The following is an 18459-nucleotide window of genomic DNA, read 5'->3' as shown; positions in this document are numbered from 1 at the left end:
CGACCCTAGGGACGGGCAGATCACAGCTCCTCTTCTCGCGAGCCCACGACTCGAGCGAGACGTCCCGCGAGGGCGAGCGCGTCGAACGGCGCCCGGACCTTGACGTCGTTGTCGAAGTACACGAAGGCGTCGCGGCCGTCGGTGAGCCACCGACCCACCCGGGCCTCCCAGCGGTCGAGGGCCTCGTCGTCGTAGCCGCTCGTGTAGAGCTCGGTCTCACCGTGCAGGCGGGCGTAGGCGAAGCCGGCGGTCGCCTCGTCGATGAGCGGCCAGCGACCGGCGGTGTCGGCGACGACGACGGCGACACCGTGGCGCTCGGCCAGCGCGAGGAACGCCGGGTCGCGGAAGGACTCGTGCCGTACCTCCAGCGCGTGGCACAGCGGGCGGTCGGCGTCGGTCGTCGTCTCCGCGCGGCCCTCGAGCCGTGCGTCGTGCTCGCGGGCGAGCGCGGCCGCGGCGCCCGTCGAGCGGGGCAGCAGACGGAGGAAGTCGTGGAGGAGGCCGGCGTCGAAGGCGAGCGTCGGAGGCAGCTGCCACAGCACCGGGCCGAGCCGGTGCCCGAGCGCGAGGACGCCGCTGGCGACGAAGTTCGCGAGCGGCACGCGCACGTCCGCGAGCCGCTTCATGTGGGTGATGAACCGGCCACCCTTGACCGCGAAGACGAAGTCGTCCGGGGTCGCCGCCGCCCACGACCGGTAGCTCTCCGGACGCTGCAGCGAGTAGAAGGAGCCGTTGAGCTCGACGGTCGCCAGCCGCTCCGCGGCGTAGGCGAGCTCGCGCTTCTGCGGCAGGCCCGGCGGGTAGAAGACCCCGCGCCACGGCGGGTACGTCCAGCCGGAGATCCCGACCCGCGCGATCGCCACCAGCCGCTCCTGCCGGGCGTCAGTACACGTGGACCGAGGAGCCGATCGGCATGAGGTCGCGCGCCCACAGCATGTCCATCGCCGCGAACGACACCCGGGCGCAGCCGTGCGAAGCCGGGTACGCGGGGATGCTGGGAGACCCGTGCACGGCGATGCCGCGGTTGAAGTACCGCGGCCGCCACAGGTCACCGAGGGGTGCCTCGCGCATGCCGTCGATCGCGCGCTCGACCGCGTAGCGACCCGTCGGGGTGGGCCAGCGGCCCCCGGTGCCCGTGGACGTGTTGAGGGCGAGCTCGACCCGCCCGCCGCGCACGACGAGGAGCAGCTGCCGGTCGAGGTCGATCTCGACGCCGTCACCGCCTCGCGCCTGCGGCCGGGTGCCCGCCGCGAGCGCGGCCTGGGTGCGGGGCCCGAGCACGCCGTCGCGCTGCAGGCCCGCGGCCTTCTGCAGGGCGAGGACGGCCTGGGTGGTGAGCGGGCCGTACGAGCCGTCGACCTCGCCGAGCCAGTAGCCGAGGTCCGCGAACCGCTGTTGCGCGGCGAGGACGTCGTCGCCGGAGTCCCCGGGGCGCACGACGCCGTCGTCGACGGGCTCGCTCGTGGCGGTCGACGGGCTCGGTTCGGGCGTGACGTCCGGCGTGGCCGAGGGGGTGGGCTCGGGGGTGGGCTCGGGGGTGGGCTCGGGGGTGGGCTCGGGGGTGGGCTCGGGCGTCGGCTCGGGGGCCGAGGGGGTGGGCGTCGACTCCGTGTCGGCGACGGTCGTGACAGGCGCAGCGGGCGTCGCCGCCTCCGTGGTCCCGGCCCACCCGACGCTGCAGCCGCTGAGGCCGAGCGCGGCCGCCGTGAGGACGGCCGCGGAGCGGAGGGTCGGGGCGGGACGCACGTCCCCATGGAGCCCGATACGGGCACCTCCGGTCCAACGGGCGCGACACCCGTTACCGGATCGCAACGGTCCGTGACGCCCCTAGAGCCAGCGGCGCCGCTTGAAGACGGCGTACAGCCCGACGCACACCCCGAGCATCAGCAGCAGCGCGAAGGGATACCCCAGGCGCCAGCCCAGCTCCGGCATGACGCGGAAGTTCATGCCGTAGACGGTGCCCACGAGTGTCGGCGCGAAGAGGATCGCCGCCCACGCCGAGATCTTCTTCACCTCCTCGCTCTGCCGGAGGCTCGCCTCGTTCTGCCGCTGGGCGACGAGGGTCGCGTTCACCGTCAGGATGCTGTGGAGGAGGGCACGGAAGGCGTCGACCCGCTCGACGACCCGCACGACGTGGTCCTCGACGTCGCGCAGGTGCCGGCGCAGCTCCTCGTCGACGCCGTAGCGGTCGAACCCGTCGCGCAGGGAGTCGAGCATCGCGGGCAGCGGGTGCGTGGCGCGCTGGAACGCCACGACCTCACGCAGCAGCTCGTAGACCCGGCGGGAGACCTCGGGGTCGCCGGCGAACACCTGGTCCTCGATCTCGTCGATGTCGTTCTCGAGGCCGTCGACGACCGGCTCGTACTCGTCGACGACCTCGTCGAGGACCGCGTAGAGGACCGCCTCCGCCCCGAGGCGGAGCAGGCCCTCGCCGGCCTCGTCCTCCAACCGGGCCCGGACCCGCGACAGGTCGGGGGACTCCGCGTGCCGGACGGTGACGACGAAGTCGGGCCCGGTGAAGACGTGGAGCTCGCCGAACTCCACCCGCTCCTCCGCCTCGAGGTAGCGCGCGGGGCGCAGGACGGTGAAGAGCACGTGACCGTACCGCTCGAGCTTCGGCCGCTGGTGGGCGGTCACGGTGTCCTCGACGGCGAGCGCGTGCAGGTCGAAGTGCTCCGACAGCGACTCGACCTCCGCGTGCTCCGGGCGGTACAGCCCGATCCAGCCGAGGCCGTCCCGCTCGCGCATGACCCGGTACGTCTCCTCGAGGCCCTCCGGTGCCGCGACCCGGCGGCCGGCGACGTAGACCGCGTTGTCGACGACTGCCACGGCGTCACGCTAGGCCGCCGGTGGGTCAGCCGGGCGGCGGCGCGCCCTCCGCGGCGAGCAGCCGCCGCAGCGCCGGCTTGTCCGTCTTCCCGGTCCCGCCCCGGGGGAGGGCCTCGACCCGGCGGAGGACGGACGGCACCGCGCTGGTCCCGAGCCGCTCCCGCACCCACGCCCGCACCTCCGGGTCGGTCGGGTGCGGGCCCGGCCCGCTCGCGACGAGCACGACGGCGACGGTCTCCCCCGCCCGGGGGTCCGGCACCGCGACGCACGCCGCGTCCGCGATCCCCGGGTGCTCCGCGAGCACCCGCTCGACCTCGGCGGAGTACACCTTGACCCCGGCCCGGTTGACGAGGTCCTTCACGCGGTCCAGCAGCGTGAGCACCCCTCCGGAGCCGTCGCGGTGGAGCACGCCCACGTCCCCGGTGCGGAACGCCCCGGCCCGCACCGCGGCCGCGCTCGCCGCCGGGTCCCCGGCGTAGCCGGTCGTGACGAGCGAGGACCGCAGCCACACCTCCCCGGGCGTCCCGTCCGGCAGGGCCGCGCCGCCCGGTGCGTCGGGGTCGCGGACCTCGACCTCCACGACCTCCAGCGGCCGCCCCGCGGCGCCGGGGTGCTCCCACAGCTCCCGCCCGCGCAGGACCGTCGCGGGGGAGTGGGTCTCGCTGAGCCCGTAGACGTTGAGCAGCTCGGCGTCCGGCAGCCGCGCCGCGAGGGCGTCGCGCAGCCGGTCGGGGAACGGCGAGCCGCCTGCGCCCGCGAGCCGCAGCCGGGGCAGCCCGGCACCGGACAGACCGGGCTCGCGCAGCGCGAGGGACCACCACGACGGGACCGCGTACGCCCACGTCACGTCGAAGCGGGCGAGCTGCTCGACCCACGTGCGCGGCGACCCCGTCGGCAGCATGACGAGCCGCGCGCCCGACAGCAGCGCCGGCAGCACGTGGGCGTGCACCGCGCTGATGTAGCCGAGGGAGAACAGCACCCCGGAGGAGTCCCCGGGCCGAAGCCGGAGCAGGCGGTCGTAGGCGATGCCGGAGTGGACGGACGCCCGGTGGACGACCTGGCTCGCCTTCGGTCGGCCGGTGCTGCCGGAGGTGTAGACGACCTGGTAGGGCTGGTCGGGGGCGGCGGGCGTGCGGGTCGCCTGGAACCGCTCCCAGTCGTCGGTCGCCGGCGAGCCCGTGGACGCCAGCGACGGGATGCGCCGCACCCCGGGCACGCCGTCGACGGCCGCGCGGGCGAGGGCCGCGTGCTCGTCGTCGTGCGGCTCGTGGAGCAGCCAGCGGCAGCGGGAGTGGGCGAGCTGGTAACGCCACTGACCGACCGCGAGGCGCGGGGACAGCCCGACGGCCACCGCGCCGGTCGCCGCGCACGCGAGCAGGGCGACGAGGTGGTCGCCGCCGTTGGCGGCGGCGATCCCGACGCCGTCCCCGGGCTCGAGGCCGGCGGCCGTCCACTCCTCGGCCGTCGCGACGACGTCCGCGGCCAGCTGCCGGGCCGTCCGTGAGCGACCGTCGCGGGCGTCGACCAAGGCGACGGCGTCCGGGCGGTGCCGGACGGCGTGGTCGAGGACGTCGAGCACGTCCCGCGGCCGCGGCCGGTACGACAGGACGTCACCGCCGCACCAGGGCTCCCGGACGACCTCGACGGCGTCCCGGTCGTACGCGGGAGCAGCCTCAGGCATCCATGACCTGCTGGAGCACCCGCTGCTTGAGCGCGACGAACGTCGGGTCCGTCATCGTCGAGCGGCCCCGCATGTCGCCGAGCTCGACCGGCAGCGTCTCCGCCACCGTCGTGGGCCGGGACGTGAGGAGGACGAGCCGGTCGCCGAGGAGGAGGGCCTCGTCGACGTCGTGGGTGACGAGGACGACGGTCGGGCGACGCCGGCGCAGCAGCTCGCGGAGCCACTCCTGCAGCCGGAGCCGGGTCTGGGCGTCGAGGGCGGCGAAGGGCTCGTCGAGCAGGAGGACGGGCGGCTCGTTCGCGAGGACCTGGGCGAGCGCCGCCCGCTGCCGCATGCCGCCGGACAGGTGCGCGGGCAGGGTGCGGGCGAAGCCCTGGAGGCCCGTCTCGGCGACGAGCCGGTCGGCGACCTCGAGGGCGTCGCGCCGCCCGGCGGCGCGCGGCCCCCACGCGATGTTGTCGCGCACGCCGAGCCAGCCGAACAGGTCCGCGCGCTGCGCGACGATCCCCCGCGACGCCGAGGGACCCGTCACGCGCTCGCCGTCGACCCGCACCTCGCCCCGGACCGACGCGTTCTCGCGGGTGACGAGCCCCGCGAGCGTCCGCAGGAGGGTCGTCTTCCCGCAGCCGGAGGGGCCGAGCACGGCGAGGACCTCGCCGGGGGCGGCGGAGAAGGACACGTCGTCGACGACGAGCAGGTCGTCGTACGCGACGCTCAGCCGCTGCACCTCGACGACGGCTCCCGGCCTGTCACCGGTCACGTGCGCGCCCAGCGGGTCCAGCGCGCGCTCGCGACGCGCAGCACGGTGTCGCTCAGCAGGCCGAGGACGGCGAAGCACACCATGCCGACGACGACCTGGTCGAGCCGCCCCGTCATGCGGGCGCTGTCCATCATCACGCCGATGCCGAGGGTGCTCGTGGAGACGAACTCCCCGACGATGACGCTCATCCACCCCAGCGAGACCCCGAGCCGGCAGCCGACGACGATCCCCGGGAGGGCGGCGGGCAGGTAGACGCGGCGGAGGAGCTGCCGGCGCGGGGTGCCGAGCATGCGGGCGGTCTCCACCCACGCGCGCGGCACCCGGGCGACGGCGTCCGCGGTCGCCACGAGGATCGGGAACACCGCCCCGACGACGACGAGGAAGCGTGCCGGGGCGGGCCCGAGCCCGAACCACACGATGGCGAGCGGCAGCCACGCGAAGATCGGGATGGCGCGCAGGCCCTGGACCATCGGGTCGGTGAGCGAGCGGAACAGGGGCGACAGGGCGAGGGCCGCGCCGGCGGGCACGCCGATCGCGACGGCGACCACGTAGGCGGACAGCAGCAGCTGCACGCTCGCGCCGACGTGCGCGAGCCCCTGCCCGGCGAAGCCGACCGTCCCCGGCAGGGCCGGTCCGGTGGCGGTCGGGTCGAGGAACGCGGCGAACGCGACCGCCACCTCGAACGGGGTGGGCACGAACGTCCGCAGTGCCCCGATGCTGCCGAGCGCCTGCCAGAGCGCGACCAGGGTGACGGGCACGACGGCCCCGAGCACCACGCGGGTGACGACGGGCCGCCGGCGACGGCGCGGGACGGGGTGCCGCTCGGGAGCCCTCGCAGGCGCCGCGAGCCCGGCGAGCGCGTCGGTGTCGGGGTCGACCATCACACCTGCTCGTCGAGGCGGAAAACGTCGTCGCCCGGCACCTGCTGCAGCAGCCCGAGCGCCACCATCCGCTCCGCCTGCGCGAGCGCCTGCCCGCGCCACGTGTCGTCGAAGCGGCCGACCGCACCGACGTTGGGGAGCAGCGCCTCGTACACGGCCTCGTCGTAGCCGAAGCCGTCGACGGTGAGCGCCCGCCACTGCTCGGCGTCGTTCTCCCCGCCCGGCGACAGCTGCTCGGCCGCGGCCACCTGCATGGCGGAGGCGGCGCGCAGCAGGTCGGGCCGGTCGAGCACGGTCCGGGACGCCCAGATCGCGCTGTTGAGCGACCCCGCCGGCGTCGAGTAGGGGTCGACGAGCCGGCGGCCGGTCCCGTCGGCGACCGAGCGCGACGGGTTCGGCTCCGTGCCCATGTACGCGTCGACGTCGCCACCGGCGAGGGCCGCCGGCATGTCGTTCCAGTCGACGGCGACGAGCTCGACGTCACGGTCGGGGTCGAGCCCGGCGTCCTCGAGCAGCTCCAGGAGCAGCAGGTACTGGAACGCCGGTCCCTGCCAGCCGATGCGACGTCCGGCGAGCGCCGTCACGTCCTCGCCGTCGAAGTCGGCCGGCACGACGAGCCCGGCGCCCTTCTCGGCGCCCATGGCGACGATCCGCGAGCCGATGCCCTCCTCGGCCTGGATGAAGCCGTTGACGAGCCCGAACAGCGCGAAGTCGAGGTCGCCGTTCTCGAGGGCGACGTTCATGTCGGTGCCGCTGCCGAGCGTCTGCACGACGACCGTCAGACCCTCGGGGGCGTGGTCGGGCCAGAACAACGGCGCGGCCGCGTGGTTGTTGGTGAACGTCGCGACGCGGATCGTCTCGCCGTCGAAGGCCGGGGCCCCCGCGGCCGGGGCCGCGGTCGGCGCGGACCCGGCGTCGCTCCCCCCGCACGCGGCGAGGAGGCCGGCGCCGGCCCCGGCCCCGAGGAGCGCGAGGGCGTGGCGGCGGGAGGGCAGGTGGGTCGGGGACGGCGACACGCGGGTATCCGACCACAGTCGGCCCGCTCGGACGGGATGAGTCCTCACGACCGGGGTACGGCACGGCGGCACCCGGCGGATGCCGGGACCCCGGTCGTGCCACCCGCACGGCAGGATCCGGGGTGTGGCAGGGACGGAGCCGGACGTCGTCGTCGTCGGGGGCGGCGCGGCCGGTCTGGCGGCCGCGACGACGGCGCGCGCCGGGGGCCTGTCGGTGGTCCTCGTGGCGGCCGGCCCGCTCGGCGGGGACTGCACGTGGCACGGCTGCGTGCCGTCCAAGGCGCTGCTCGAGGCCGCCGCCGCAGGACTCGGGGCGGGCGACGCCGTCGCGCACGCCCGCGCCTGCGTCGAGCGCGTCGCCCGGCTCGAGTCGCCCACCGTGCTGGGCGCGGCCGGCGTCGAGGTCGTCCGCGACCGCGTCGTGCTCCGCACAGGCGGCGCGGTGCCGGAGGTCGTCGGGACCGACCGGCGGTGGCGGCCGGGACGCGGTGTCGTCCTCGCCACCGGGTCCCGGCCGGTCGCGGCGCCGGCGTGGGTGCCCGGCGGGGTGCGCTCGACGACGACCGACGGCTGGCTCGACGCCCTCGACGCGCACCTGCACACGAGCGGCGAGCGGGCGGCCGTGGCCGTCGTCGGCGCCGGGCCCGGCGGCGTCGAGCTCGCCCAGGCCCTCGGACGGCTCGGCCTCGCCGTCACGCTGCACGAGCGGGCCGAGTGGGTGCTCCCCGGACTGCCCCCTGCGGTGGGCGAGGCGCTCGGCCGGGTGCTGACGGCCGACGGGGTGGACGTGCGGACGGCCGCGGTCACCCCGTCGGTGCCCGCGGACGCCCTCGTCCTGCTCGCGACGGGTCGTCGCCCGGTCGTCCCGCCGCTCGAGGACGTCGGACACCCGGAGGGCGCCACGCTGCTCGTGCGGGACGACGGCGCGGTCGCCGTCGACGACGCCCTGCGGACGAGCGTCCCCGGCCTGCTGGCGGCCGGCGACGTCACCGGCCTGCAGCCGACGACGCACGTCGCCGCCGCGCACGGCCGGCGCGCGGCCGCGACCCTGCTCGGGGTGTCCGTGCCGGAGGCCGGTGCCGTGAGGTGGGCGCCCCGCGTGGTGTGGACCGACCCGGAGGTCGCCGCGGTCGGCGACCTCGACGGGCCGCGCCACGCCCGCGTCCCGCTGTCCCGCGTCGACCGCGCCCTGCTCGCGGGGGTCGGTGGTCGCCGGCCCACCGGGTGGGTCGAGGTGTGGGCGGACGCCGACCTCCGGCTGCGGGGGGCGCTGCTCGTCGGCCCCCGCGCCGGGGAGCTCGTCGCGGAGGCGGCCCTCGTGGGCCGGCTCGGGCTCACGGTGCCCGAGTGGGTGGCCGGGGCCGAGGGCCTCGGCGGCACGAGCCCCCACCACGCCTACCCGTCGTGGTCGTGGGTGTGGCGGGAGGCCACCGACCGGCTCCTCGGTCGCTGAGCACCCGCACAGCGGGCACCCAGGCTGGTCGGGGATGCTGCGCCACGTGCAGGGGACCCGGGACGCGCGCGCGGTCGCGCTCGTCGTCAACGAGGGCGCCCGGCGCGGCAGCGGCGGCCTCGCCCGCGCGAGCGAGGCGCTGCGTCGCCACGGCGTCGTCGTGACGGCCGAGCACTCCGTCGGCTCCGGCGACGCGCTCGAGAGCCGTCTCGCGGCGGTCCTCGCCACGGACCCCGACGTCGTCGTCGTCGGTGGCGGCGACGGGTCCCTGTCGTGTGCGGCCGGCCTGCTCGCCCACCGGCGACCGTGCTCGGCCTGCTCCCGCTCGGCACCGCGAACGACCTGGCCCGCACGCTGCACCTGCCGACCCGGCTCGACGCCGCGTGCGAGGTCGTCGCGCGCGGTCACGTCGTCGACGTCGACCTCGGCAGGGCGGGTGGCCGCGGCTTCGTCAACGTCGCCTCCGCCGGGCTGTCGGTCGGGGTGACCGAGGCCCTCGACCCGGGCCTCAAGCGGCGCCTGGGCCCGGCCGCCTACGGCGTGGCGCTGCTGCGCGCGTACCGGCACCACACGCCGTTCACCGCGACGCTCGAGCTCGACGGCGGCGGGGCGACCCTGCGGTGGGACGACCTGCTCCAGGTCGCCGTGGCGAACGGCCGTCACCACGGGGGCGGTGCGACGGCGTCCCCGACGGCCGGGATCGACGACGGCCTGCTCGACGTCTACGCGATCCGCGCGGCCCCGGTCCGCGAGCACGTCCGGATCGCGCGGGCCCTGCGGGACGGCAGCTTCGTCGCGCACCGGGCCGTCGAGCACGTGACGGCGCGCGCGGTCCGCCTCACGACGGACCCCGCCACGCCGCTCAACCTCGACGGGGAGGTGGTCGGCCGCACCCCGGCGGAGTTCACGGTCGACCGCAACGCCGTCCACGTGCTCGTGCCGGCCGGCACGACGGCCGCCCGGTGGGACGGCACCCGCACCGCCCCGTGAGGTGCGTCAGTGCGCGCCGCTCAGCTGCCCCGCGAGCCGGCCGTGCATGCGGGCGCTCCGCGCGTCGAGGCCCGTGAGCCTCACGCGCTTGCCGCGCCGGGCGTACTTCGTGCAGACGGCGTCGAGCGCGGCGACGGACGACGCGTCCCACACCTGCGCGGCGGACAGGTCGACGACGACGTCGTCGGGGTCGCCCGCGTAGTCGAACTGGTGGACGAGGTCGTTGCTCGAGGCGAAGAACAGCTGCCCGTGCACCGAGTACACGACCTGGCGGCCGTCGGGGTCGACGACCCCCGTCACCTCGACGAGGTGCGCGACCCGCCGCGCGAACAGCACCATCGCGAGCAGGACGCCCGCCCCGACGCCGTAGGCGAGGTTGTGGGTGGCGACCACGACGACGACCGTCGTCAGCATGACCGCGGTCTCGCTCCTCGGCATCCGTCGCAGGGTCGCGGGCGCGACGCTGTGCCAGTCGAACGTCGAGACGCTCACGAGGATCATGACGGCGACGAGCGCCGCCATCGGGATGAGCCCCACGAGGTCGCCGAGGGCGACGACGAGCACGAGCAGGAACACCCCGGCGAGGAACGTCGACAGCCGGGTCCGCGCCCCGCTGCGCACGTTGATGATGGTCTGCCCGATCATCGCGCAGCCGCCCATGCCGCCGAACAGCCCGGTCACGACGTTCGCCACGCCCTGACCCCACGACTCGCGGGTCTTGTCGGACCCGGTGTCGGTGAGGTCGTCGACGAGCTTCGCCGTCAGCAGCGACTCGATGAGCCCGACGAGGGCGACGCCCACCGCGTACGGCGCGATGATCGCGAGTGTCTCGACGGTGAAGGGGACCGCGGGCAGCCCGAGGACGGGCAGCGTGCTCGGCAGCTCGCCCATGTCGCCGACCCGCGGGACGGTGACCGCGGCGGTGACGGTGAGGACCGTGAGCAGGACGATCGCGACGAGCGGCGCCGGCACGGCGGTCGTGAGGCGCGGCAACCCGAAGATGACGACCAGGCCGGCCCCGACGAGGGGGTAGACGAGCCACGGCACGCCGACGAGGTGCGGGACCTGCGCGAGCGCGATGAGGATCGCGAGGCTGTTGACGAACCCGACCATGACGCTGCGGGGGATGAAGCGCATGAGGCGGGCCACGCCGAGCGCGCCCAGCACGACCTGGAGCACGCCGCCGAGCAGGACGGCCGCGACGAGGTACTCGACCCCGTGCTCGCGTGAGACGGGCGCGAGGACGAGCGCGATGGCCCCGGTCGCCGCGGAGATCATGGCCGGGCGGCCGCCGACGACGGCGATCGTCACGGCCATCGTGAAGGACGCGAACAGCCCGACGCGCGGGTCGACGCCGGCGATGATGCTGAACGAGATCGCCTCGGGGATGAGCGCGAGCGCGACGACGAGCCCCGCCAGGACCTCGGTGCGCAGGACGCGCGGGGACAGCCACGCCGGGCGGGCAGGGCGCAGCGCGGTCGAGGTGCGGAGGGGCATGCGGGCTCGTCTCGTTCCGGCGCCGGTGACGCCGAGGTGGCGCGCGGGACGACGTCGGCTCGCACAGGGACCGGCGCCGAGGGTACCGGCCTGGCGTCAGGCGGCGCGGACGCCCAGCTCGTCGAGCAGCCCGCGGACGTGGGCCTCCACCTCGTGGACGATGCGGCGGACCGTGTCGAGGTCCTGGCCCTTCGGGTCGTCGAGCTCCCAGTCGAGGTAGCGCGTGCCCGGGACGAAGGGGCACTGCTCGCCGCAGCCCATCGTCACGACGACGTCGGCGGCGGCCACGCCGTCGCGCGTGAGGAGGGACGGGTGCTCGCCCTCCGTCGACAGGCCCCGCTCGTGGAGGACCTCGACGACGACGGGGTTGAGGGAGTCGCCGGGCTCGGAGCCCGCGGAGCGGACCTCGACCGCGTCGCCGGCGAGGTGCCGCGTCAGCACGGTCGCCGCGAGCGAGCGGCCCCCGTTGTGCACGCAGGCGTAGAGCACGGACGGGCGGTCGCCGCTGGAGGCCACGGGCCCGAGCGTACGTGAGAGGGTCGGTGGCATGGAGAAGCCCGACATCGACTTCGTCGACCCGCAGCCCCCGAGCGACCTCGTCGTCACCGACCTCGCGGTGGGCGAGGGCAGCGAGGCGACGGCCGGGTCGACGGTCCTCGTCCACTACGTCGGGGTCGCCCACTCCACGGGCGAGGAGTTCGACGCGTCGTACAACCGGGGCGAGCCGCTCGCCTTCCGCCTCGGCGCCGGCCAGGTGATCAGCGGCTGGGACCGGGGCATCACCGGCATGCGGGTCGGGGGGCGTCGACAGCTCGTCATCCCCCCGCACCTCGCCTACGGCGACCGGGGCGCGGGCGGGGTCATCGCGCCCGGGGAGACCCTCGTCTTCGTCTGCGACCTCGTCGACGTCCGCTGAGGGTCACCGACCGGTCCTGCTGCCCCGGGCGCGGGGCCCGCCCGTGCCGGCGTGCCGCCACTGGAGCAGCCGCTCCTGGCTGCGCACCACCCGCAGCAGGGTGGTGAGCAGGAGACCGCCGACGAGGTTGCCGAGGACCGCGAAGCCGAACCACGGCAGCCAGTCGGCGTAGCCCGCACCGGCCTCGCCGGCGTGCAGGGCGACGAAGACGAGGAGCGAGTCGAGGATCGAGTGGTGCAGGCCGGGGCCGACGATCACGAGGGCCACCGCCACGGCCGCGACGATGCGGGCGACGTCGTCCTCCGTCCCGTTCTGCATCCGGGTGAGCAGCGTGATGGCGGCCCCCGCGAGGACGGCGAGCGCGAAGGTCCGCAGGTCGAGCGGCGCCTGCGTGAACTCCCGCGCCGTCTCGCCCGCCAGCTCGTGGAGGTCCGGCAGGGCGACGGCGACGAGCCACGCGACGACCCAGCCCCCGGCGAGGTTGCCGACCAGGGTGCCGGCCCACAGCCGCAGCAGCTGCCACGTCGTCGCCTCCCGTGCGAGGACCACCATCACCGGGGTGTGGAAGCCCTCCGTGAACAGCTCGCTGTTGCCGAGACGGAGGGCGATGAAGCCGACGGAGAAGGCGAGCGCCCCGAGGAGCCGGCTGCCGGTCGCCTCCTCGACGACGAGGAGGGCGAGCACGCCCATCCCGATCTCGAGCCCCGCGACGACGCCCGTCGCGAGCAGGTCCGCCGACGAGCGGTGGAGCCGGGGGCGGCCCTCGAGGATGACGCGGTCGAGGGCGACGTCCTTCTCCTCGGTCGTCGCGGCGTCGTCCTCCCGCTCCGCCGGCCGTTCGGAGCCCTCGACGCGGGGCCGGTCGTCCGATTCGTCCGTCGCCATCGCCGCAGCCCATCACGACGGCGCGCGCCGCGACAGCCGGGCGCGGTGCCCGAGGTGGGCGACGCCACGGTGCGGTTGCGGGCCCGGCGACCGCCTCGCAGGCTGAGGCGTGACCCCCGACCCCGGCCGCTGGCGTGCTCTCGCGGTCACCCTCGCGGCCGGGTTCATGGTGCTCCTCGACGTCACCATCGTCGCGGTCGCGCTCCCGTCGCTGCAGAGCGACCTCGACGCGACCGCCCCCGAGGTCCAGTGGGTCGTGTCCGGCTACACGCTGACCTTCGCCCTCACCCTCGTCGTCGGCGGCCGCCTCGGCGACGCGTGGGGACGGCGACGGATGTTCGTCGCCGCGCTCGCCGGCTTCGTCGCGTGCAGCACCCTCGCCGGTCTCGCCCCGAGCATCGAGTGGCTCGTCGCCGCCCGGCTCCTCCAGGGCGTCGCGGGCGGGGCGCTCACCCCGCAGAACACCGGGCTCATCCAGCAGCTGTTCGACCGCGCCGAGCGCGGGCGGGCCTTCGGGCTCTTCGGGGGGACCGTCGGTCTCGCGACCGCCCTCGGCCCCGTCATCGGCGGCGGGATCCTGTCCGTCGCCACGGGCGAGGACGGCTGGCGCTGGATCTTCTGGGTGAACGTGCCCGTCGGGCTCGTCGCGCTGCTCCTCGCGCTGCGCCTCGTGCCGCGCGACCGGGGCGGCGGCGACCTGCGCCTCGACCCGGTCGGCACCCTCCTGCTCGGGGCCGCGACGCTCGCGGTGCTGCTGCCCCTCGTCACCGCCGAGGCCGGTGGTCTCCGTCGGCTGTGGTGGCTCTTCCCCCTGGCGCTCGCCCTGGGCGCGGCGTTCGTCCAGTGGGAGCAGCGCGTCGTCCGGGTCGGCGGGGCCCCGCTGCTCGACCCGCGCCTGGCGCGACGGACCCCCGGCTACGCGGCCGGGGTCGGCCTCATCTCCGTCTACTTCGCCGGCTTCAGCGGCGTGTTCCTCGTGCTCGCGATCTTCTTCCAGACCGGTCTGGGTCTGTCACCGCTGGAGTCCGGACTCGCCGTCACCCCGTTCTCCGTCGGGTCGGCGGTGATGGCGGTCGTGGCGGGACGGCTCGTCGGCCGCTTCGGTCGCCTCCTCACCGTCGTCGGCCTCCTCGGCGTCGTCGCCGGCTTCGCCGCCACCGCGGGGCTGCTCGTCCTCGCGCCCCCCGAGCAGGCCGTGTGGTGGGCGGCGCCGGGGCTGCTGCTCGCCGGGCTCGGCGGCGGGTTCGTCATCTCGCCCAACACGACGATGACGCTCGCGAACGTGCCCGTCGAGGCGGGCGGCGTCGCGAGCGGCACCCTCCAGACCGGGCAGCGGGTCGGGGGCGCCATCGGCACGGCGCTCCTGCCCGGGCTCTTCTACGTCGTGTGGGGCGGACCCGACGGCGGGAGCGAGCCCACCCGCGCCGTCGCCGCGGCCCTCGGCGGGGCCGTGGTCGTCGTCTGCTGCGCCCTCGTCGTCGCCGTCGTCGACCGGCGTGCGGACCTGCGTCGCCGGTCCGCCGAGGAGCACGAGGAGCCGGCGACGGCTGGGGCACGCTAGGCCCGTGCTCACGCCTGCGCCGCGACCCGGCACCACCGTCTTCGAGCGGCACGCGCCCGACCCCCGGCTGGTCGGGACGACCCTGGCCGGGTCCCGGCTCGCCCCCGCGTGGCTCGACGACGTCGCCGACGCCCCGCACCACGAGCCCCTGCGGGGCACCACCCGAGCGGACCTCGTCGTCGTCGGGGGCGGCTACGCCGGACTGTGGACGGCGGTGCGGGCGCGGCGGCGGGACCCCGGCCGGCGGGTCGTGCTGCTCGAGGGCGGCACGGTGGGGTGGGCGGCGTCCGGGCGCAACGGCGGCTTCTGCGCCGCGAGCCTCACCCACGGCGCGGAGAACGGGCGTACCCGCTGGCCGGAGGAGTACGACACGCTCGAGCGGCTGGGGCTCGCCAACCTCGACGACATGGGGGAGGAGCTCGCCGAGCTCGGGGTCGACGCGCAGTGGGAGCGCACGGGCGAGCTCGACGTCGCCACCGAGGCGCACCAGGTCGGGTGGCTGCGCGAGGCGGCGGCGGCCGATCCGGGCGCCCGCTTCCTCGACCGGGACGCCACCCGGGCACTCGTCCGCTCACCGACGTACGAGGCGGGGCTGCTCGACGAGCGCGGCTGCGCGCTCGTCCACCCGGCCCGGCTCGCGGTCGGCCTCGCCCGGGCGGCGGCGGACCTCGGTGTCGAGGTCCACGAGCGCTCCGTGGTCCGCTCGCTCGAGACCCCCGGCCGGCACCCCGGCGGCGGGGTGGTGGCCCGCACCGACACCGGCGCGGTCCACGCGGCGCAGGCCGTGCTCGCGACGAACGCGTTCCCGTCCCTGCTGCGGCGCAACCGGCTCATGACGGTCCCGGTCTACGACTACGTCCTCATGACCGAGCCGCTCGACGCCGCCCGGCGGGCGAGCCTGGGCTGGGCGGGTCGGCAGGGGGTGGGGGACTCCGCGAACCAGTTCCACTACTACCGCCTGAGCGCCGACGACCGGCTGCTGTTCGGTGGCTACGACGCCGTGTACCGCTACGGCGGTCGCGTGCGGGCGGCCCACGAGGACCGCGACGCGTCCTACCGCCGGCTGGCCTCCCACCTCCTCACGACGTTCCCCCAGCTGGAGGGGGTTCGTGTCACGCACCGCTGGGCGGGCGCCATCGACACCTGCACCCGCTTCTGCGCGTTCACCGGAACCGCCCGGCAGGGCCGGGTCGGCTACGCCGCCGGGTTCACCGGCCTCGGGGTCGGCGCGACGCGCTTCACCGCCGACGTCGTCCTCGACCAGCTCGCCGGTCTCGACACCGAGCGCACGCGGCTGCGGCTCGTGCGGGAGCGGCCCCTGCCGTTCCCGCCGGAGCCGCTCGCGAGCCTCGGCATCCACCTCACGCGGTGGTCGCTGGACCGCGCCGACCACCGCGAGGGCCGCCGCAACCTGTGGCTGCGGGGCCTGGACGCCGCCGGGCTCGGCTTCGACTCCTGAGCCGGGTGTCCCTCCCCGTCAGGCGTCGCCGAGCAGCGCCCCGAACCCGGGTTCGCGCGGCGTCCCGTCGAGCAGGCCGGCGAGGGCGTCGGCGAGCGAGCCGCCGCTCGCCCGAGCGGCGGCGGCCACCCGCGCGGCGACCTGGGGCGCGGCGAAGGACGTGCCCGTCCAGTAGGCCCACGCGTCGGCGGGGAACTCCTGCCACTGCGGGTCGAAGGCGGGGTCCTCGGCGCCCTCGACGAACGTCGACAGCACCGCCTCGCCGGGCGCGGAGCACGTCACCCACTCCCCGTGCGTCGACCACGCCGCCGGTCGGCCGTCGCTTCCGAGCCCCGCCACCGCCACGACACCCCCGTCCGTCGCGGCGAACGCCGCCGGCCAGCAGCGCGTGGTGCTGCCGTCGTTGCCAGCGGCCGCGACGAGGAGCACCTCCGCCTCGCGGCTGCGCTCGAGCTCCCGCACCAGCTCCAGCGCGACGGCGAGCGCGACCGGCGGCTCGTCGTCGAGGGTCTCGGTCCCGAGGGAGAGGTTGACGACGAGCCGGCCGCCGGGCGCGAGGTGCTCCTGGACCGCGGCGACGACCTTCCCCGCGACCTCGACCTCGTCGGCGAGACCGTCGCTGTCGACCGCGCGCACCACCGTCACGGGCACGCCGGGCGCGTGCTGCGCGACGAGGCCGGCGACGAACGTCCCGTGGCCCGCGGACAGGTCGAGGCGCCCGTTGGGTCGCGGGAACACGTCGAGCGGGTCGGTGTTGCCGGGCTCCTGCAGCCCCTCGAGCCACCCGTCGGTGCGCGCGGTCACCGCCAGGCCGGTGTCGACGACGACGACGCGGACCGGCTCGCCCGGACCGGCCTCGGGTGCCGTGGGCGGGCTGGGCAGCGGCTCCCCGGGCGCGGGCAGGTCGGGGGTGACCGTCGACTTCATCACCGGGCGGGTCGGGGTGAGGTAGGCGAGCGAGACGCGCACGGGAGGGTCGAGGTCGGCGAGGTCGCCGCGCAGCCGCTCGGCGTCCACCGCCCGTCCGGACCCTGCCCGCAGGCTCGTCACCCGCCGGTCGAGCGCCGCCACCTCGGTCCCGGTCCAGCCCGCGTCGTCCACGAGGCGGCGGGCTGCGGCGGTGAGGTCGCCGGTGCGCGCGAGGAGCTGCTGCTCGACGACGAGCACCTCACGGTCCGGCAGCTCGCGCAGGGCGACGCCCGGGCCACGGGCGGGTGCCCCGGCGACCCCCGGGCGGGCCGCTCCCGGCCCCGCCACACCCTGCCCGGCGGCGTCCCCGCCACGGCGCTCGACGAGCTCGCGGAGGAACCGGCGCCGGTCGGCGGCACCGGCCCGGAGACCGCTGAGGGCCTCCCGCTGGTGGGCGGCCGTCGCCGCTCGGCCGCGCGGCGGGGCACCGCGGTCAGGGGGCTGCTCGGTCATGGGACTCCTCCTCGGCGGGCGCGTGGCGGCACTACCCTTCCTCACCGTCGGAGGGCGGCGCCATGGTGGAGGACGCAGCGGACACGCTGCTGATACGCGGACAACGGCTCGCCGACGCCGCGCGCGGCGACCCCGTCGGCACGTGCGGGGCGGCTCAGGCCCTCCTCGCGCAGGCGCGGGCCGCCCACGACGACGACGCCGTCGTGCAGGCGCTGCGTGCCCTCGCCGAGTGCCACCGCGGGGTGCTCGACCTGCGCCGGGCGGCGCCGCTGCTCGACGAGGCCGTCCGGCTCGCCGGTCGCGCCCGGCTCGACGAGGCGCAGGGTGAGGCGCTGGCCGCACGGGGCGCGCTCCGCCACGAGCAGGGCCGCACCCGCGCCGCGGCACGCGACCTCGACCGCGCCGCAGCCCTCCTGCGGGGTCACGGCACCCCGGCGGCCGCGGAGGTCGACCTCCAGCGTGCCGCTCTCGCGCACAACGCCGGGCGGCTCCACGAGGCGAGCGCCCGCTACACGGCGCTCCTGCGGCGACCCGACCTCGCCCCGGTCGTCCGCACCCGCGCGGCGAACAACCTCGGCCTCGTCCAGTCGAGGCTGGGCCGGCACGCCTCCGCCGTCGCGTGGCTGGAGCGGGCGTCCCGTGCGGCGGTCCACGTGGGCGACGCCTACGTCGCCTCGGTCGCCGCGAGCCGCGCGTGGGCGACGGTCCAGGCGGGCCGGCTCGCCGAAGGGGTCGGCCGCTTCGACGAGGCGGCGCGGCTGTGGGAGAAGGCGGGCATGCCCCTCGGGGAGCTGTACGCCGAGCACGCCGACGCCCTCGCCGACCTCCGCCTGCTCCCGGAGGCCTACGAGCGCGCCCGCGCCGCCGTCGCGGCGCTCGAGGCGGCCGAGGTGCCGCTGCTCGCAGCCGAGGCGCGGCTCCGGCTCGCCCGGCTCGCGCTCGCCACCGGCCGGGCCACGGCCGCCGAGGCCGTCGCGCGTGACACGGTCGCCGAGCTGCGCGACCAGCGCCGTCCGGACTGGGTGGCCCGCGCCGACGTCGTCGCGGTGCGCGCGCGGCTCGCGGCGGGGACCGCCGGAGCGCGCGACCGGGTCGTCGCGCTGCGGGCC

General features: G+C 76.6%; 17 protein-coding genes. 6 read left to right on the top strand and 11 right to left on the bottom strand.

The window, feature by feature from the left end; translation table 11 throughout:
- Positions 1 to 20: 20 nt before the first annotated feature.
- The 7 genes from WAB14_RS17815 to WAB14_RS17785 form a co-directional block, all read right to left on the bottom strand.
- Positions 21 to 863, bottom strand: a complete 843-nt coding sequence (locus WAB14_RS17815) for a DUF72 domain-containing protein (protein ID WP_340271690.1) — start codon at positions 861 to 863, stop codon at positions 21 to 23.
- A gap of 19 nt (positions 864 to 882) precedes the next feature.
- Positions 883 to 1746 carry a L,D-transpeptidase family protein gene (locus tag WAB14_RS17810; protein ID WP_340271689.1) on the bottom strand — a complete coding sequence of 288 codons (864 nt, stop codon included), beginning with the start codon at positions 1744 to 1746 and terminating at the stop codon, positions 883 to 885.
- 81 nt (positions 1747 to 1827) lie between these two features.
- The gene (locus WAB14_RS17805; protein ID WP_340271688.1) at positions 1828 to 2829 is read right to left on the bottom strand and encodes a magnesium and cobalt transport protein CorA; all 1002 of its coding nucleotides are present in this window, start codon (positions 2827 to 2829) and stop codon (positions 1828 to 1830) included.
- A 25-nt stretch (positions 2830 to 2854) separates the two neighbouring features.
- The gene (locus tag WAB14_RS17800) at positions 2855 to 4510 is read right to left on the bottom strand and encodes a class I adenylate-forming enzyme family protein (RefSeq protein ID WP_340271687.1); all 1656 of its coding nucleotides are present in this window, start codon (positions 4508 to 4510) and stop codon (positions 2855 to 2857) included.
- Positions 4503 to 5270: an ABC transporter ATP-binding protein gene (locus WAB14_RS17795; protein WP_340271686.1), complete on the bottom strand. Its 768-nt coding sequence runs from the start codon at positions 5268 to 5270 to the stop codon at positions 4503 to 4505. The genes WAB14_RS17800 and WAB14_RS17795 overlap by 8 nt, the downstream gene beginning before the upstream one ends.
- Positions 5267 to 6151, bottom strand: coding sequence for an ABC transporter permease (locus tag WAB14_RS17790; RefSeq protein ID WP_340271685.1), 885 nt, complete (start codon positions 6149 to 6151; stop codon positions 5267 to 5269). The genes WAB14_RS17795 and WAB14_RS17790 overlap by 4 nt, the downstream gene beginning before the upstream one ends.
- Entirely contained in the window at positions 6151 to 7167 is a 1017-nt protein-coding gene (locus WAB14_RS17785) for an ABC transporter substrate-binding protein (protein WP_340271684.1), read from the bottom strand. Before WAB14_RS17785 ends, WAB14_RS17790 begins: the two co-directional genes overlap by 1 nt.
- Positions 7168 to 7291: 124 nt before the next feature.
- Between WAB14_RS17785 and WAB14_RS17780 the strand changes: the two genes are divergently transcribed.
- Positions 7292 to 8620 (top strand): FAD-dependent oxidoreductase, encoded by a 1329-nt coding sequence (locus WAB14_RS17780; protein ID WP_340271683.1) that lies wholly within the window; start codon positions 7292 to 7294, stop codon positions 8618 to 8620.
- 306 nt (positions 8621 to 8926) lie between these two features.
- Positions 8927 to 9610, top strand: coding sequence for a YegS/Rv2252/BmrU family lipid kinase (locus WAB14_RS17775; RefSeq protein WP_340271682.1), 684 nt, complete (start codon positions 8927 to 8929; stop codon positions 9608 to 9610).
- 6 nt (positions 9611 to 9616) lie between these two features.
- On the opposite strand, the gene WAB14_RS17770 is transcribed toward WAB14_RS17775, so the two are convergent.
- Positions 9617 to 11107: a SulP family inorganic anion transporter gene (locus tag WAB14_RS17770; protein ID WP_340271681.1), complete on the bottom strand. Its 1491-nt coding sequence runs from the start codon at positions 11105 to 11107 to the stop codon at positions 9617 to 9619.
- 96 nt (positions 11108 to 11203) lie between these two features.
- On the bottom strand, positions 11204 to 11623 hold the full coding sequence (locus WAB14_RS17765; RefSeq protein WP_340271680.1) for an arsenate-mycothiol transferase ArsC: 420 nt from the start codon (positions 11621 to 11623) through the stop codon (positions 11204 to 11206).
- A gap of 31 nt (positions 11624 to 11654) precedes the next feature.
- On the opposite strand from WAB14_RS17765, the gene WAB14_RS17760 reads away from it, so the two are divergent.
- Positions 11655 to 12023, top strand: a complete 369-nt coding sequence (locus WAB14_RS17760) for an FKBP-type peptidyl-prolyl cis-trans isomerase (protein WP_340271679.1) — start codon at positions 11655 to 11657, stop codon at positions 12021 to 12023.
- 3 nt (positions 12024 to 12026) lie between these two features.
- On the opposite strand, the gene WAB14_RS17755 is transcribed toward WAB14_RS17760, so the two are convergent.
- Positions 12027 to 12908 (bottom strand): formate/nitrite transporter family protein, encoded by an 882-nt coding sequence (locus WAB14_RS17755; RefSeq protein WP_340271678.1) that lies wholly within the window; start codon positions 12906 to 12908, stop codon positions 12027 to 12029.
- A gap of 109 nt (positions 12909 to 13017) precedes the next feature.
- On the opposite strand from WAB14_RS17755, the gene WAB14_RS17750 reads away from it, so the two are divergent.
- Together WAB14_RS17750 and WAB14_RS17745 are read left to right on the top strand one after the other, a co-directional pair.
- On the top strand, positions 13018 to 14469 hold the full coding sequence (locus tag WAB14_RS17750; RefSeq protein WP_340271677.1) for an MFS transporter: 1452 nt from the start codon (positions 13018 to 13020) through the stop codon (positions 14467 to 14469).
- A gap of 4 nt (positions 14470 to 14473) precedes the next feature.
- Positions 14474 to 15928, top strand: a complete 1455-nt coding sequence (locus WAB14_RS17745) for an NAD(P)/FAD-dependent oxidoreductase (RefSeq protein ID WP_340271676.1) — start codon at positions 14474 to 14476, stop codon at positions 15926 to 15928.
- An 18-nt stretch (positions 15929 to 15946) separates the two neighbouring features.
- On the opposite strand, the gene WAB14_RS17740 is transcribed toward WAB14_RS17745, so the two are convergent.
- A complete protein-coding gene (locus WAB14_RS17740; RefSeq protein WP_340271675.1) occupies positions 15947 to 17350 on the bottom strand; it encodes a S8 family peptidase in 1404 nt (467 codons plus the stop codon).
- 62 nt (positions 17351 to 17412) lie between these two features.
- Here WAB14_RS17740 and WAB14_RS17735 point away from each other — a divergent pair.
- The coding region (locus tag WAB14_RS17735; RefSeq protein WP_340271674.1) for a hypothetical protein at positions 17413 to 18459 on the top strand (1047 nt) is incomplete at its 3' end.

Origin of the sequence: Aquipuribacter nitratireducens (genome assembly GCF_037860835.1) — a bacterium.
GTDB classification, from domain to species: domain Bacteria; phylum Actinomycetota; class Actinomycetes; order Actinomycetales; family JBBAYJ01; genus Aquipuribacter; species Aquipuribacter nitratireducens.
This window is presented reverse-complemented; position numbering and strand designations above follow the sequence as displayed.